This window comes from Paraglaciecola sp. T6c (genome assembly GCF_000014225.1).
GTDB classification, from domain to species: Bacteria; Pseudomonadota; Gammaproteobacteria; order Enterobacterales; family Alteromonadaceae; genus Paraglaciecola; species Paraglaciecola atlantica_A.
Genome location: NC_008228.1, coordinates 1,427,951 through 1,444,660, shown reverse-complemented (window position 1 = coordinate 1,444,660; position 16,710 = coordinate 1,427,951). Strand labels below are relative to the sequence as shown.

At 41.8% G+C, this 16,710-nt stretch carries 13 protein-coding genes; all 13 read left to right on the top strand.

The genetic code is table 11. The features are described 5' to 3' along the window. Positions 1–5: 5 nt before the first annotated feature. The 13 genes from PATL_RS06105 to PATL_RS06045 all read left to right on the top strand — a co-directional run bounded on the left by PATL_RS06105 (position 6) and on the right by PATL_RS06045 (position 16,687). On the top strand, positions 6–1,121 hold the full coding sequence (locus PATL_RS06105; protein ID WP_041713447.1) for a glycosyltransferase: 1,116 nt from the start codon (positions 6–8) through the stop codon (positions 1,119–1,121). Further along, entirely contained in the window at positions 1,121–2,128 is a 1,008-nt protein-coding gene (locus PATL_RS06100; protein WP_011574056.1) for a polysaccharide deacetylase family protein, read from the top strand. Before PATL_RS06105 ends, PATL_RS06100 begins: the two co-directional genes overlap by 1 nt. Further along, a complete protein-coding gene (locus PATL_RS06095; RefSeq protein ID WP_011574055.1) occupies positions 2,125–3,192 on the top strand; it encodes a GNAT family N-acetyltransferase in 1,068 nt (355 codons plus the stop codon). Before PATL_RS06100 ends, PATL_RS06095 begins: the two co-directional genes overlap by 4 nt. A gap of 73 nt (positions 3,193–3,265) precedes the next feature. Then, entirely contained in the window at positions 3,266–5,170 is a 1,905-nt protein-coding gene (gene asnB / locus PATL_RS06090) for an asparagine synthase (glutamine-hydrolyzing) (RefSeq protein ID WP_011574054.1), read from the top strand. 13 nt (positions 5,171–5,183) lie between these two features. Beyond that, positions 5,184–6,299: a glycosyltransferase gene (locus PATL_RS06085; protein WP_011574053.1), complete on the top strand. Its 1,116-nt coding sequence runs from the start codon at positions 5,184–5,186 to the stop codon at positions 6,297–6,299. A gap of 3 nt (positions 6,300–6,302) precedes the next feature. Further along, the gene (locus PATL_RS06080) at positions 6,303–7,352 is read left to right on the top strand and encodes a sulfotransferase (protein WP_011574052.1); all 1,050 of its coding nucleotides are present in this window, start codon (positions 6,303–6,305) and stop codon (positions 7,350–7,352) included. Next, a complete protein-coding gene (locus tag PATL_RS06075) occupies positions 7,349–8,503 on the top strand; it encodes a glycosyltransferase family 4 protein (protein WP_011574051.1) in 1,155 nt (384 codons plus the stop codon). The genes PATL_RS06080 and PATL_RS06075 overlap by 4 nt, the downstream gene beginning before the upstream one ends. Before the next feature lie 25 nt (positions 8,504–8,528). Next, on the top strand, positions 8,529–10,001 hold the full coding sequence (locus PATL_RS06070) for an oligosaccharide flippase family protein (RefSeq protein WP_011574050.1): 1,473 nt from the start codon (positions 8,529–8,531) through the stop codon (positions 9,999–10,001). Positions 10,002–10,095: 94 nt separating this feature from the next. Beyond that, positions 10,096–11,976, top strand: a complete 1,881-nt coding sequence (locus PATL_RS22190; RefSeq protein WP_011574049.1) for a DUF5672 family protein — start codon at positions 10,096–10,098, stop codon at positions 11,974–11,976. A gap of 43 nt (positions 11,977–12,019) precedes the next feature. Then, on the top strand, positions 12,020–13,102 hold the full coding sequence (locus PATL_RS06060; protein ID WP_011574048.1) for a glycosyltransferase: 1,083 nt from the start codon (positions 12,020–12,022) through the stop codon (positions 13,100–13,102). Further along, positions 13,099–14,565 (top strand): lipopolysaccharide biosynthesis protein, encoded by a 1,467-nt coding sequence (locus PATL_RS06055; RefSeq protein ID WP_011574047.1) that lies wholly within the window; start codon positions 13,099–13,101, stop codon positions 14,563–14,565. Before PATL_RS06060 ends, PATL_RS06055 begins: the two co-directional genes overlap by 4 nt. A 2-nt stretch (positions 14,566–14,567) precedes the next feature. Further along, a complete protein-coding gene (locus PATL_RS06050) occupies positions 14,568–15,485 on the top strand; it encodes a glycosyltransferase family 2 protein (RefSeq protein WP_011574046.1) in 918 nt (305 codons plus the stop codon). Positions 15,486–15,628: 143 nt separating this feature from the next. Next, complete coding sequence (locus PATL_RS06045; RefSeq protein ID WP_011574045.1) at positions 15,629–16,687, top strand: acyltransferase family protein; 1,059 nt, start codon at positions 15,629–15,631, stop codon at positions 16,685–16,687. Positions 16,688–16,710 lie beyond the last annotated feature (23 nt).

The window sequence follows — 16,710 nt, the reverse complement described above, 5'->3', positions numbered from 1 at the left end:
TACCTATGATAAGAAAACGTAAAGTACTTCAATTTATCTGCCCAACAGGCTTTTACGGTGCAGAGCGTTGGGTGCTTGCCTTAGCGAAGCATTTAAATCCCGATACAACGATATGCGACTTAGCAGTCACCATGGAGCCTGGTCAAAAACCACTGGAGTTGGTCAAGGAGTACCAAAAGTTAAATTTAGCAACGCATATTATCGACATGAAGAATAAGTTTGATTTAGGGGCCGTGGATAGACTCGCCACGCTTATTCGTGAACAGAATATTGATATCATTCACACCCATGGATACAAGTCAGACATTATAGGCGTACTGGCGGCGAGGCGAGCAAAAATCCAGTGCGTGGTGACTCCACACGGCTTTGAGAATGCGAAAGACTTTAAATTAAAGACGTTTATCTGGCTTGGGTGTCAGTCGATGCGCTTTGCTCATAAAGTCGTTCCTCTTTCACAACAGCTTATGCAAGACGTGTTGAACATTGGCGTTAAGCCTGAAAAGACACTGTATATTCAGAACGGTGTAGATCTGTCTGAGGTGGAAGCAGAGCCCGTACCTGCGCGCGTGGAGCCCAACAAAAAACGCATTGGCTTTGTCGGCCAAATGATTAGTCGAAAAAATATTCACGATATTCTCGACATTTTTGAGAAATTACATAAAAAGCATCCTGATACTGAATTAATTTTACTCGGGGATGGGGATGCACGACAAGAATTAGAGCAGCATACTCAAACGTTAGCCAGTAAAGACGCGATACAGTTTTTAGGTTTTAGGGATGACAGATTAAGCCTGCTTAAGTCGTTTGATTTATTTGTTATGACCTCAACGTTGGAAGGGATCCCAAGATGCCTAATGGAGGCAACTGCTGCCAGTATCCCCGTAGCGGCTTATGACATAGCCGGTATTGACCAATTAATCAGCCATGAAAAAACAGGCTTACTCGCCACGTTAGGTGATAAAGAAACTCTACTTACCTATTGGGAAAAATTGTTGTACAACCAAACGTATGCAACAGAAATGGCTGAAAATGCTAAGCAATTCGTATACGATAATTATTCTGCTCAACGTATGGCAGCGCAATACAGTGATTTGTTTGACGAGATGACAAAGGATAGTTAATGCAACGAAGCAAATCGCCACCCATTATTTTTGTTCTCTCCATTGATACAGAGGAAGAATGGGACTGGTCAGGTGCATTCCCACAACAAAATGCTGATGTGAATAATGTGGCATTGTTGCCCAGTTTTCACGCGCACCTTGGTGCTTTAGGGGTTCGACCAACATACCTAGTCGACTATGCAGTTGCGGATTGCCCTACTGCTGCATCAACCATTAGAACAATTTCCGCTCAACAAAATTGCGAGATTGGTGCTCATCTTCACCCTTGGTGCAACCCTCCATATTTTGGTCCTGCAACAGATGAAAGCTCACACGTAGTTAATTTGCCTAAAGAGCAAGTATCGCAAAAGCTTGACGTGTTAATGCGCCGCATCGAAGAGCAATTCTCAGTTAAAGCCAAATCGTTTCGCACTGGGCGATGGGGAATTGACTCCAATGTTTTAAAGCTGTTGACCAATGTAGGAATAACCGTTGACTCGAGCGTTTATCCATTTTACAGCAACGACTATTTCAGTTGCCTTGGGGCACCATCACTCCCCTATTGGCCTGATTTAAACAATCCCCTTGTGTCATCACAACAGCGGGATATTTTTGAGTTGCCGGTAACTGTTGGCTTTAATCGTCCGAACTTTTCACGATGGAATGACATTCACACCAAATTTGCCTCTCCTCCGTATAGTTGGACGAGGTTTAATGGTATCGCTTGGCACACACATTTATTACGTAAACAATATTTGTGCCCCGAGTTATCAGCACCGAAAGACATGTTATCTCTGTGTGAAACCGTCATAAACAAAGGATACACAGTGCTTCACATGTACATGCACAGCTCAAGCTTATTGGATAACAACAACAGCTTACTAGGAAACCGTAACGCCTATGAGTTTTTAAGCGAATCCATAACTGAGGTGATCACAACGTTGCGCGCTAAATACGAACTGAATTTTTGTACGCTATCTGAAGCAGCTGAAAAAATTCAGCAACATCCACAGAAGAGTACAAAATGACGGTGCAAGTACGCTTAGTCACACAAGCAGACAAATCCATATGGAATGCTTACATCAATAACCACCCTAGAGCAACGCCATATCACTATTATGGTTGGGTCGAAAGTGTAGAACAGGCATACCAACACGAAAATACCTCAGCCATTGCCCTTTGCGGCGACGACGTTGTTGGCGTGTTCCCTTGTATCCTGATGCGTCGACCTTTGTTGCGCCCTGCATTTTGCTCCCTGCCCTATTGTGATTTGGGTTTCTTGCTCGCTGATGACAGCACAACTGCAGATAAACTGATGGCATTCATGAAGCAGCAATTATTGAATGTCACTGGGCGAACATTTCAATTAAGAGACTACATAGACGAACCCCCACCAGAGTCACAAATGGAAGGCCAAAAAGTACGCATGCTTTTGTCGTTGCCCGCCACTAGTGAAGAATTAATGAGCAACTTCAAATCAAAACTACGCAGCCAAATACGAAAGTCAGAAAAAAATGGCCTGCGCTATGAAATCCATAAAAACGGTAATGGCTTGGACGATTTTTACCACATATTCGCGATCAATATGCGTAAATTGGGCTCCCCTGTACATAGCAAAGCATGGTTTCAACATATCATTGAAAACTATAAAGAAAACAGTATATTATCCGTCGTTTACAGTGAAAACGTACCCGTTGGTGCTGGGATAACGCTGTCTACAGGGGGAGTGACTTCAATACCATGGGCATCGACAGTCGCCGAGTACAATCGTTTAGCTCCTAACATGCTGTTGTATTGGTCTTTACTAAAAGAAGCGTGTGACAATAACATGCAAACATTTGATTTTGGGCGCTCCACTTTTAATGAGGGGACTTATCGATTTAAAGCTCAGTGGGGAGCCACGCCCCAATTACTGAATTGGTATGATGCCACAACACAAATTCAACAAGATTTTAGCGCTCAGGATAACGATGAACGTGAAAACGTACCACAGGGTAAAATCAGACCCGTAATTGAGAAAGTTTGGGCAAAATTGCCTTTGCATGTAACGACCGCGCTTGGTCCTAAAATTCGTAAACATATCAGTTTGTAAAGATGACCAGCCATTTGGTATGCATCAAATGGTTTGTTCAATAAAGAACACCAACTACAGGGCCGAAATATCTATGTGTGGTATTGCAGGGTTTACACAATTTAGCGGGAACATGGGTAACCAGCAAACCCTTAAAAAAATGGGTGACAGTATTTATCATCGTGGTCCAGACGCTGGTCGCGAATATATCGATGAATACGTAGGTCTAGCCCATCGTCGGTTGGCCATTATCGACTTGTCAGAAGCCGGCACACAGCCTATGTACTCACATGACGAAAGATACATCATTGCCTTTAACGGTGAGATATATAACTTTCAGGCACTTCGTGATGACCTTGTCAGCGAAGGCTATCCATTTAAAACCCACACGGACACAGAAGTGATCCTTGCGCTCTATGCAGCGCACGGTGAAAAGATGCTTAGCATGTTAAATGGCATGTTCGCATTCGCCCTTTGGGACACTACCAGCAAGCGTTTACTCATTGCTCGAGATCGCGTAGGCAAAAAGCCCCTTTATTACCTTAAAACTGACACTCAGTTTGCGTTTGCCTCTGAAATTAAAGCATTACTTACACTCCCCAATGTGTCGCGGGAGGTCAGGCTAGACGCAGTACATGACTTCTTTGCTTATCAATATGTACCAGACCCAAAAACTATTTTCACCGATATTCACAAACTGCCTCCGGCACACTTTATGTGGGTCTCGCAAGATGGGATACAGATAGAACAATACTGGGATGTTTCCTTTAAGCAAACCAGCAATCAATCTCAGACCGAACTGACCAAAGCACTTTACGATTTAGCCACAGAAAAAACCTGTTCTCGTATGGTCAGTGACGTGCCCTTAGGCGCATTTTTGAGTGGTGGAATAGACTCCAGTGGTGTGGTCGCTATGATGGCGCTGAATAGCGATAAGCCAGTCAAAACCTGCTCAATAGGATTCGATGAAAAGCGTTTTAACGAAACCGAATTTGCCCAAATTGTCGCTGATCAATATAAAACCGAGCACCACGAATTTACCGTTCACCAAAATGTAAAAGACAACTTAGAAGAGATAGTCGGTTATTTTGACGAGCCTTTTGCCGACCCATCTTTAGTACCAACGTATTTTGTTTCTCAGTTGGCACGCTCTCAGGTAACGGTAGCGATTGCCGGTGATGGCGGCGATGAAGTATTTGCAGGCTATGAAAAATACACCACAGATGCACTGGAAAACAAACTACGTGAACGCTTTCCCGAAGCGCTGCGCAAGAAGGTATTCCCTAAACTCGCCAACGTATTCGCTAAAAGTGAGCATCCACTATTTAGAAAGGCTAAATCTCTGTTAACAAGTTTGAGTTTAGACCCCGCCATGGGGTTTTATGTGACTAACTCGATGATAGATGATCGCCTTTGGGAACGTTTAGCCTCATCAGATACCAAGGCTAAGTTAGGCGCTTACCATCCAAGTGAAGTAACACTCGAAAACTACCACAAGGCCGATGGGAAAGACCACTTGTCGAAGATTTTGTATACCGACATGAAGACCTACTTGCCCGGCGGCATTTTAGTAAAAGTCGATCGTATGAGTATGGCGCACTCCTTAGAAGTGCGTGCGCCCCTACTAGATAAAGACGTCATTGAATTCTCTGCTACCCTGCCATCGGATTTAAAATATCGTGACGGCGAGAAAAAATTCATCCTCAAAGAAGCCTTTAAACCAGTTTTGCCTGATGATATTTTATATCGCAAAAAAATGGGCTTCTCGGTGCCCTTAGCGACATGGTTACGATGTGAAATTAAAGAACTAACCGAAGATTACTTGTTTAATAAAGCTCAGGGCATCCAACAATATTTTGATATGAATGTGGTCAAGCAGCTTTGGCAGCAACATCAAGCAGAAAAAGCCGATCACAGCACGGTGTTATGGAGCATGTTGATGTTTCAAATGTGGTGGTTTCGTTATATTCAATCGACTGAAATGACAAAATCGCAATGATGAGTCGATTTTAATGAATATACTTCATCTTACATTTGATATGCGTATCGGCGGTACGGAGCAGGTAATTAAAAACCTAATTTTAGGAGCCGACGCTTCACGCTTTACTATGTCAGTGCTGTGCATTGAATCACCTCTTGGGCCGTTTGCTGAAGACTTGATCAATAATGGCATTCACATAGAAGCTCTAAGCCGCAAACCTGGCTTCGACATGAGCTTGATATCCAAAATACGCCAACATATTACAACGCATAAAATCGATATTATTCACTGTCATCAATATACCCCCTACGTTTACGGTGTGTTAGGTGCATTAGCAACGTCAGCAAAAATCGTTTTCACTGAACACGGTCGGTTTTACCCAGATTCAACCACCTGGAAGCGCAAAATAATCAATCCTATTCTGCACCGTTTCACGCATGCGACCACAGCTATTTCAGCAGCAACACGTGATGCTCTTGTGGAATTCGAGTATATCCCCAGTAACGATATTGACGTAGTTTATAACGGGATTAAGGGTGTTGAACCCGTGCCGGCGAAATTAGAAGATGTGCAACGACAATTCCCTCTGACTCAAGAGTGTATTTTGTTTGGCACTATTGCTAGGCTCGACCCGATAAAAAACCACAGTATGATGCTAAGGGCATTTAAACGGGTTATTGATGCTGGCGTAAACGCAAAGTTGATGATTGTTGGCGATGGTGAAGAGCGAGAAAACACAGAGGCATTAATAAGTACCCTAGATTTGTCACAAAGCGTAATCATGACCGGCTATGAGCCAAAACCTCATGCCCATTTAGCATTGATGGATATTTATCTACTGCCCTCACTCAGCGAAGGCACATCCATGACGCTGTTAGAAGCGATGTCATTGAGTAAGCCTTGCATTGTGACCCACGCAGGAGGCAACCCCGAAATCGTTTTACACGACGTCACAGGTCTTGTCACACCAAATGACGACGAGCAAGCTTACGCAGATGCAATGATAGCGCTGGCACAAAATAAGCAACTACAAGATACCTTCGGTAAAGCGTCCAAAATACGGTTTGAAAATACGTTTGATATTAAAAATATGACACAAGCATATGAAGCGCTTTATTTGCGATTATTCTCAAGCGTGCAGGCATAGACAATGAAAAAAGCACTGAAAAAGATGATGGTCAATGTGACCGCTAAATTATTGCAACAGCCTTCTATTGAGCAACAACTAGACGACAAAGCACTGCACTGCGCGCAATCTCTACCAGCCTTGAGTAACCTAGTCTCGCCTTATGCATCAAACCAAGCTCCATTGTCCCCTGTCACATCTGAACGGGACGACATTGTCTTTATCACCAGTCGGTTTAGAAGCGGTTCAACCCTGCTGTGGAATTTATTCAGGCAAACCCCCGAATGCAGTGCCTATTACGAGCCATTTAATGAGCGCCAATGGTTCAACGAGCAAATGCGCGGCGACAATGTGGATAACACACATCGCGGCGTAGATGACTATTGGGCTGAATACAACGGCCTTAGCCAGTTGTGTGACACCTATAACGAGGATTGGATCCGCAAGAGCCTATATATGTCTGCCCAATCATGGGATCCGCAGATGAAACGATTTATTGAGCAGATGATAGAAGCAGCACCAAGGCGCCCGGTACTGCAGTTCAATCGTATTGATTTTCGTTTGCCTTGGATAAGGCAGCATTTCCCCAACGCAAAGATTTTGCATCTGTACCGTCATCCACGAGATCAATGGTGTTCGTTTCTCACTGATCAACAGCTAATGAATAAAGATGATGTACATAGCACGTATCAGGATGCTTTTTACTTAGACGTGTGGTGTCGCGATCTCGCTAAACATTACCCTGTACTTGATATAAAAAATACGCCCCATCCCTATCAACGCTTTTATTATTTATGGAAACTATCCTACCTACATGGTCTAACGTTTTCGGACATGAGTTTAAGTTTTGAGAACCTCACGAGTGCTCCTAAAGCCGTCATTTCAGATATGTTTACTGCACTGAATTTGGACACAAACAAGGTTGCCCCCTTAGTTGATGTCATTCAAGCGCCGCCGACTGAGCGTTGGCGTAAATATGCCGACGAAGATTGGTTTGCGCAGCATGAATATATTTGTGAACAGAACCTGTCACTGATGCTCGAAGAGCGCTCTATCACGGACCCAGAACGATGAAAAAAACCTTGCTATTGAGTGAAATATTTCCCCCCGTTAAAGGTGGAAGTGGCCGTTGGTTTTGGGAGGTCTATACGCGCATAACAACAGGTAATGTCGTTGTAGCCGCTGGACAAGATGATAAAAGTGATGAAGTTGATAGCATAAGCCCACTTGAAACGTATCGTTTACCACTTAGCTCATGGAGCTGGGGCTTAAAGAGCCTAACGGGGCTAAAATACTACTTTCGCGCATTACGTGCCGTATTAAAAGTCGTCAAGCAAAATGACATTGAGGTCATTCACTGCGGACGTTGTTTACCCGAGGGCTTTATTGGTTTTCTCATCAGTAAAATAAAGGGTATTCCGTATATTTGCTATGTTCACGGTGAGGATGTGGAAACAGCAGCGACCAGCCGAGAACTAAGTTGGATCGTTAATAAAGCGCTCGGTGGCGCGACTCGACTTATCGCCAATAGCCAGAACACGGCTGACATATTACTCAATAAGTGGCATACCGACCCTGCAAAAACCATGGTATTCAATCCCGGTGTAGACGCTAGTTTGTTCATCCCCGCCCTCCCCTCACAAGAGGTAAAATCACAATTTGGCTGGGAAGATAAAAAAGTGGTTCTCACAGTTGGGCGCCTACAAGAACGTAAAGGGCACGACAAACTCATTGAAGCATTGCCCATCATCATAAAACGCTTTCCTACTGCCTTGTACGCGATAATAGGCGATGGCGAACGCAAGAGCGCCTTACATGCCCTTGTAAAAGACCTGAACCTTGAAGAGCACGTCTTATTCATGTCTGAGCTGAATGATGAACAAATGATCCAGTGCTACCAGCAATGTGATGTATTTGTTCTGCCAAATCGCACCGTAGGAAGCGATATCGAAGGCTTCGGTATGGTGCTAGTAGAGGCGCAAGCATGTGAACGCCCTGTCATTGCTGGGGATTCAGGAGGCACATCTGAAACCATGTTACTAGGTGAAACGGGTTTTATCGTTGATTGCACCCAGCCCCAAGTGTTAGCTGACAAGATATGCGACTTACTCGAAAACGATATCCTCAGAGAAAGAATGGGCAAAACAGGTAGAAAGCACGTTCAACAGACCTTGGACTGGCCAGTGCTGAGTGAAAAGATAGTGACAGAGTTCAATAAATTGTGAAAAATCCGGCGGATAACGTCATGTTATGAACAATGCATCCAGCAAACTTATTAATAGTGCATCTCTGTTAATAGCCGGTAAATTCTTTCAACGCTCTGTTGGTCTAATCAGCATTGTGATTTTAGCGCGCGTGCTCACACCACAAGATTTCGCTATCGCCGCAATCATATCTATGGTGATTTATTTCTTTGATGTCCTCTCTGACTTAGGCAATGAACAGTATATTATTCAGAAAAAAGAGGTATTTGATGGGGATTTAGACGCAGCCTGGACCATCAATATACTGATAAAAGGTTGCCTTACGCTCCTCCTCGTTCTATGCATACCATTCATCAATAGTTTCTACTCTGAAATGCAACTCACTGGCGCACTTTTGGCTGCGACGTGCGTTTTGCCGATACGCGCGTTGCGCAACTCTGGAATACTACTTTTTCAACGTGAATTAGCGTACAAGCAATTGTTCTTCTTAACGATATTTCAGCGTCTCGGTTCATTTTGTGCTGTGATGCTAATGATTTGGATTTATCCCAGTTTTTGGGCGCTCATCATCGGTGATATTACATCGGCGTTAATTTTCACTTTCGGCTCTTACCTTGTGCATACTTTTCGGCCTTCTTTTTCCCTGAAAAATATAAAGCAGCAATGGTTATTTTCAAGATGGCTACTGGCCAAAAATATCATTGGATATACCCGCTCTCAAATTGATACATTTATTGTATCGAGTCTTTTTAACGCTCGTGATCTTGGCAGATATTACCTTTCTCGTGATATTGTAATGTTACCAAGTCAAAACTTTCTGACCCCTGCAATTCAACCTTTACTTGCCACCTTCAGTGCCAAGCACCACAGTGGAAAAACCTTGAACGGGCAGATAGAATTGTCGCTCATGGCCACAACCGTGCTCACTTTACCCATCGTTTTTTATATTTGGCATTTCCCTGCTCCACTTATCGATACAGTTTTGGGCGAACAATGGAGCGATAGCTACTTATTGCTTAGCCGGTTATCTCTATTAGTGCTTTATATCCCCTTCATTGTATTGTTCGAACAAATCATGATTGCAAAAGGGTGGATATCCAAATTACTGATGTTTGACATCGCTAGCCTACTTTTAATATTTTTTGGCTTATTTACTTTCGGCGACACAGATTTGCCCGAATTTGCAAAACTTAGAGGGCTATTAGGTATAGGTGCAACTTGTGTGTTGATTTTATTTGTTCGATTGCAAGTTAACTTCTCCCTGTTAGCTTGGGGAATATGGTGTTTAATATGTGTATCCGTGGCACTTTTAAGCGTTATAGGGGCGCAGTACGTCAGTCGCATCATCGACTCATCAGGCCTTGCGATGCTTCTTTTATCTGGGGGAGTTTTTGCATTGTTATATATGTCCGCCATGGTATTGATTGTGCAAACTTTGGCGCCACGGAGTGAAAGATGTCTCTTTTTTAAACGTTTAATGCACAAATATATCGCCCAAATAAGAGAAAAATTAGGATGAAAGCGTGATCCGACTTACTATTCGTGCCTAAGCTGCTTTATGGCGAAACTGATAGTAAAAATGCAGGAGTGCATTTGTTAAGTGCAATGGAATTATGGCCGACATAAAAATAAAAAAAACGCGACGTATTGCTAATTTGATAAGCAATTTATTTGTTTTCGTTGGGTCTCCGGACGCTCATATAGCTCATATAAAGCAATTAACGGACACCCTAGATTACCCAGCTAGAATGAGGCAGTTTTTACACTACGCGGCAGCGCAAGAAAACAATGCACTCGATGAGCCCGTATTCATATTTTCAGCGGGCTGGCGATCAGGCTCAACTTTATTACAGAGGCTGTTGTCATCATCTCATGATCTGTTTTTATGGGGTGAGCCTCATGATAAATGCAATATTATACAATCTTTAGCCGCTACGATTAGGCCCTTCACACTGAAATGGCCGCCTAGAAGATACATAGTTGACAATGTCTCGAATGAGCAAAATGCAGACAAATGGATAGCAAATCTCTACCCAGATGAAGCTCATCTATTAGCCGCGCACAGGAACTTCTTAAGAACGCTTTTCACTCCACTTAGCGGTGAAAAGCGATGGGGGATTAAAGAAGTCCGTTTCGGTCTTGAAGAGGCCATATTTTTAAAAGCACTTTTTCCAAGGGCGAAATTCCTTTATTTGAAAAGGGATTTGAACGACGCGTACTTGTCTTACAAAAGCTTTAGCCAGCATATGAACTGGTATGCAAAATGGCCTACGAAACCGGTTTTCACTCCCTTCTCCTTCGCCAAACATCGAGCTCGACTAATTCGAGAGTTGTCATATGCACAGAAATTAACCGGTGGTTTGATCATTGATTATAGAGACCTTGTATCACAGCCTGAAGTGCTCCGTAACATTGAGGAGTATTGCAAGGTCAAAATCGATCAAAGTATTATTGAAAAAAAGATCGGCAGCGGTTTAAGTTATGTGAACACTGTCACACCCTCTCCAAACATTAGCTCAGTTGAGTCATTGCTACTCAAGCTAGGCAATATCAAAGGTAGCAAGCAAACTTTGAAGGTAAGCTTTTTATGCAACATGATGGATTGGCTTGATACACGTGCATTATTGCCTTCTTCGGCACAAAAACTAACAGTGAATCACACAAAAAATGCGGTAAAACCGTCTGACATTCATTCTTCGGATTTATCTCCTCTCTATCATTCTCTTCCCAAGACAGATGACCATCCTGATTTTAGTAACATTCCGTTTGTGTTAAAAGAATGCACCGAACAAACCGCACCGATCGAAAAAGCAAATATAGGCGTTATCATTGAAACAAGAGAGCACCCGCTATTAGAAAAGGTGGTCTTTGATTTTATTAAAATAACCGATTGTCGAGTTCAACTATTTCATAGTCAGCAAAATCTCGCTTTTATCCAATCAACCGAAATAGCGGATCTGGTTGCAAGCGGTAAAGTTTTATTAACCAAACTAAATATTCACGATTTAAGTGCGAAAAGTTACAATGCAATTTTCTTATCTCCTATATTTTGGAACTGCATTGCATCGCGTAGTAAAATTGTTGTATTTCAAACGGATTCCTTACTCTGTCCTAAATCTAAATTTGTGTTAAAAGATTTTCTCCACTTTGACTACATAGGCTCATGGTGGGAGCGCAAAAGACCTATCGGTTTAACAATAGATGGAGGGAATGGCGGTCTTAGCATACGAGATTGGCACTTAAGCTCTGAGTGCTTAACAAGATTTCCGCCACTAGATTGGCCTGGTGGAGAGGATGGATTTTTTGCTTTTCATATGGATTTACTGGGCGGGCGCGTCGCAAGAGGCACGGAATGCGCGAAATTTAGTACCCAGTATAAATACCTAGCAGACAGCTTCGGATGCCACAAAGTATCTTGCTTAAATAAAAAGAGTACTAAACAATTTTTGAAATACTTCCCAGATGCAAAATTATTATTAAAACAAAAACGCTAATGGCTCTAAATGATGTGTATTGAAATATGAAGAAAATGGCAAAATGAAAAACAATAAAACTTATGCTGTCCATTTACCGGACTACCGTAACGCGAATCCATATCAGTCCCTTCTGGCTAGTGCACTAAGTAAGGAGCACGTAGAAACGGCATTCATCCCTTTTTCACTCTCACTTTTGCCCTTAACCAAAAGCATCAAAGGAATGAAAAGTGTAGATGTAGTTCACGTACACTGGATTACAGATATACTGCAGCCACTGATGTGGACCAAGTCAAACTTAGTTTTTTATATCAAATTTTCACTCTTAATAATCGATGTTTTTTTGGTCAGATTAAGAGGCAAGAAAGTCGTATGGACCGTGCACAACAAGTTGGCACATCAGCAGTTAAATACTAAACGAGAGTTACTTGTACGAAAATGGCTTGCGAAATCTGTAAATCGCGTCATTTTTCACAGCATAGAAGCACAAGAATTAGTATCAAATATGCTTAATATTGATATCCGCTCTAAGTCAAAAATCATATTTCATGGTAACTATTTAGGCAGTTACCCAGCGCCAAGCAATAGCAAATTGGACCTGCGAGAACGCTACGGTCTGCCTAGTTCAGGGAGATTAATCAGTTATGTTGGCGTGCTGAGGCCATACAAGGGCATAGAAACCTTGATAGAGGCCTTCAGTAAAGTGCAGAGCAAAAGTATGCGTTTGCTTATCTCTGGCAACCCAAATTCGACACAATACAAAGCGCAATTAGCACAAATGGCCATAGACAATAGCAGGATAAGCACTGACTTTCAGTTTCTACCAGATCAGAAAATGGTCGATTATTTAGCAATGTCAGACGTTATTTGTTTGCCCTTCAGCGATACCCTTACCTCAGGCTCGACAATTTTAGCCATGTCTTACGCTAAGCCCCTAATTTTGCCAGAAACGGCAAAGGTGTTTGGCTGTGTTCCAACAAATGGGGCGTTCTATTTTGGTGAAAAAGAAAGCCTTGCTGATGTCTTAAATAAAGTCTCTAGCCTCACCGATTCAAAACTACACGAAATGGGAGAGGCTAATTTGTTACAAGCTAAGAAAATGTCTTGGGAAACGGTTGGTAAACTGACCGCGGTGGCTTATCTGTGAGTAAATTAAAATATGAGGGCTCTTTTAGATCAGCTCTGGCTTACTCATTTATAACGAAGTATCTAAACATCGGTTTGCAACTTATCAGCACTATTGTTTTAGTAAGGTTGATCACCCCTGAGGAATATGGCCTTTATACTATAGCCTTTATATTTATGGTTACGGCTTCAATCATAAAAGAGTTCGGTGTAAACAATTATCTGATTAAAGAGGAAAAGTTAACCCAAGAGATTATTCAAAGTGCCTATGGCACCCTACTTATAATCTCGTTTATTTCAGGAGCCGTGCTATTTTTTAGCGCTTCGCCTATAGCTGATTTCTATCAACAGCCTGAGCTAATCAATATACTGCAATTACTTTCATTGAATATATTCCTTGCTCCCTTTGGTTCCATCATTGATTGCCTATTAAAACGCGAGTTGAACTTTAAGCCAGCGTTAATCACAGGTACTTCGAGTCAATTTATCAGTGTACTGGCTATGATATGTATGGCTTACAGTGACTTCGGTGTGTATACGTTAGTATACGGCTCATTAATTCAAACCGTAGTTCAAGCTTTATTACTGCAATTTTACCGTCCTCAAAATATGCCTTTAATGCCCAAGTTAAGTCAAAGTCGTAAGATACTCAGCTATTCAAAATTTGTTGGTGTATACGGGATCGTTGGCCATTTTGGTACGTATATAGTGGAACTTCTTTCTGGTAAATTCTTCACCTTAGAGCTTACAGGACAATTTAATCGAGCTTCGTCAACGGCCTCACTATTTAATAAGCTTTTTACAGAAGCCCTGAACCCAGTTATCTCCCCCTATGCTTCAAAGTTAAAACGAAACGGAGAAGGGCTTATGCAACGCATGAGAGTCATCATCGTTTTGACGTTAAGCTGCGCTTGGCCTTTTTATGCTGTACTAGGGCTATGCGCGGAGCCAGTCGTATTGATTTTGTTTGGCGAAAAGTGGATGACCTCTAGTTACTTTTTGCAAATATTTTGCACTGCGCGTATTTTATCCTCGAGCGTGCAAACTCTAGAGCCGATCCTGATGGGCCTGGGAATGGCAAAGGCACTAATGAAGATAGTGTTGATTCTCAACGTTCTGCGAATATTTATCAGTATATTGCTCCTGCAATATGGACTAATGGTGATGATTATATGCACTTCACTCACCTTGCCATTACTAAGAATATCGCTGTTTGTCTTCGTACTACATCGTAAAAACTTAGTTGACTGGCATACCTACCTATCTTGGTTGAAGCCACCAGCCATACTACTCATCGCCAGTGCTGCTCCATTATGTTTAACAAAACTATATTTAGGTCCAAACTGGTGGCAAAGTTATATATATTTAATTCCGGCAATCATTTTTTCCGCAATTTTGTGGTTAATGTTATTGTCGAAACAGGAAGACTCTGCGATCGTGATCAAGGAAGTCAGAAGCAAATTATTTAATAAAGCTAAAAAGTAAAAATGAATCCAAAGTGTATTGATCAAGAAAAGTTCGATGTATCTATCGTAGTACCAGTCTTCAATCGTCGTGAACGCTTGCAAATTGTTGTTAATTCTCTCATGGCGCAAAATTTCACTGGCAACTATGAAATAATAATTGTAGATGACGGTTCAACGGACGGGACGGGCAAGGATTTACACGACCATGATGGAAAAACTCGTGTCATAAGACAAGAAAATCAAGGCGCAGCTGCAGCGAGACATACAGGTGTTGCTCACGCCAAGGGAGATATTGTTGTTTTTAACGATTCAGACGATATTGCTTACCCAGATAAACTGCAGGTACTCTTTGATGCACTACAAGCAAATCCCCATTGTGTTGCGGCTATCGCGGTTGTCAAAAACCCTTCGAAGGTAGATTGGTCTCCACCTCTGTGGGTTAACGAAATGGATGGAAGTTATCTAGTAAATAATGCTCCCTTAGATCACTTTTTCAATAATTATTACCCCATCGCAGCAGCAATGAACATCGCTGTAAAAAGAGACGTAGCTTATTTTGCATCGAAAGAGTCTGAATATTACCGCGCTGCCAATGATTTCCATTTTCAATTTAAGGTCGCGACTAAGGGTGCAATAGTCTGTGTATCAAAGATAACCAACGAATATTTTGTGGGGCAAGGCATAACAACAGTTCAAGGGATTCATACGCAAGCGGCATACGCATTAATATCTTTAGCTGATAACTATAGTGCGTTAGGCAAGCCCCCTCAATTTGCTCTATCGGTACAAAACCGTATTGAGAACGGGTCATCACATGTTTTAAAGCCGTTACTCAAGAGCCGTAAATTTGGACTTTTATTCGCGGTATGCAAAAACATGCTGCGATACTCCCGCTTAAAGCAAATCCCTAGAACCGTATGGTGGGCAATATCCTCATAACACCACTAGAAAATTTATTTTTGTATAGAAACAATAATGAAGAATTTTCACTATTTCTATCTTAATTCAACTGTATACTCGACATTTAAGGACGCTTTTGATGCTCCTTGATTGAATACTATAAACGCCATAAGGAATAGTTGATGTTTGGGGCATACAGGACAGTATTAGCATTGATGGTCGTTTTTTATCATATTGGCGGCATTCCTCATATTGGCTCGTACGCTGTATTCGGGTTTTATGCACTTAGCGGTTACTTGATGACATTTGTGATTCAGGAGACCTATGGTTACACGGCAACTGGGTTGAAAAAGTATACATTCAATCGGTTTTTACGTATCTACCCTATGTATTGGGCTTCCATTATATTCTCCATAATATTGATTATGTTAGTTGGCGAACAAAATTCATTCGAATACCATAAGGCACTGTTTCTACCAGATAATCTAATCGACTCCTTAAAAAACTTATTTCTATTTTTTCCATTCAGAGAAACACCTAGGCTAACTCCTCCAGCGTGGGCCCTTACGGTAGAGGTTTTTTATTATATTTTAATAGGTGTAGGAATTTCGAAATATAAAAAGGTAGTGATTTTCTGGTTCGTATTAAGTGTTATTTATCATGTTGCCGTAGGAGTTTTTCAATTCGGCTTTGAACATCGCTACTACACCATACCGGCCGCGTCACTTCCTTTTTCAGTGGGAGCACTCATATTTCATTACAGAGAGTCGCTGCAAACGAGCATGAATAGCAACCGGCTGACCAAGCATTCCTATTTTCCCTATTTTTTAGGAACGGCTATCTTGTTCAACTGGTATTTAGGCAGACAAGTGAAACAAGAATTGTTTGACTTAGACAGCTTATTTTTTTACGTCAATTTTGGACTTTGTGTCATAATGATCGTCGTTTTAAAAGAAAAAAAATCACTGCCATTTATAAGTAAGAAAGTGGATAACTGGTTAGGTAATTTTAGCTATCCCATTTATCTTATCCATTATCAAGTTGCATTTGTCGTACTCATTATTATGGAGTTTATGGGTAAGCAATATACTCGACCAAACTTTACTCTCATGCTAGTAAGCCTTCCGTTTTTATTTTTGTTTTCTTGGGTGTTAATATTTGTACTTGAAAGACCCATAGAACACATGCGCCAAAAGATTAAAAAAAAGAAAAGTCGACCCTGCACTCTCAGTAACAAGTAATCGCGTAGAGCACTGATAATTAA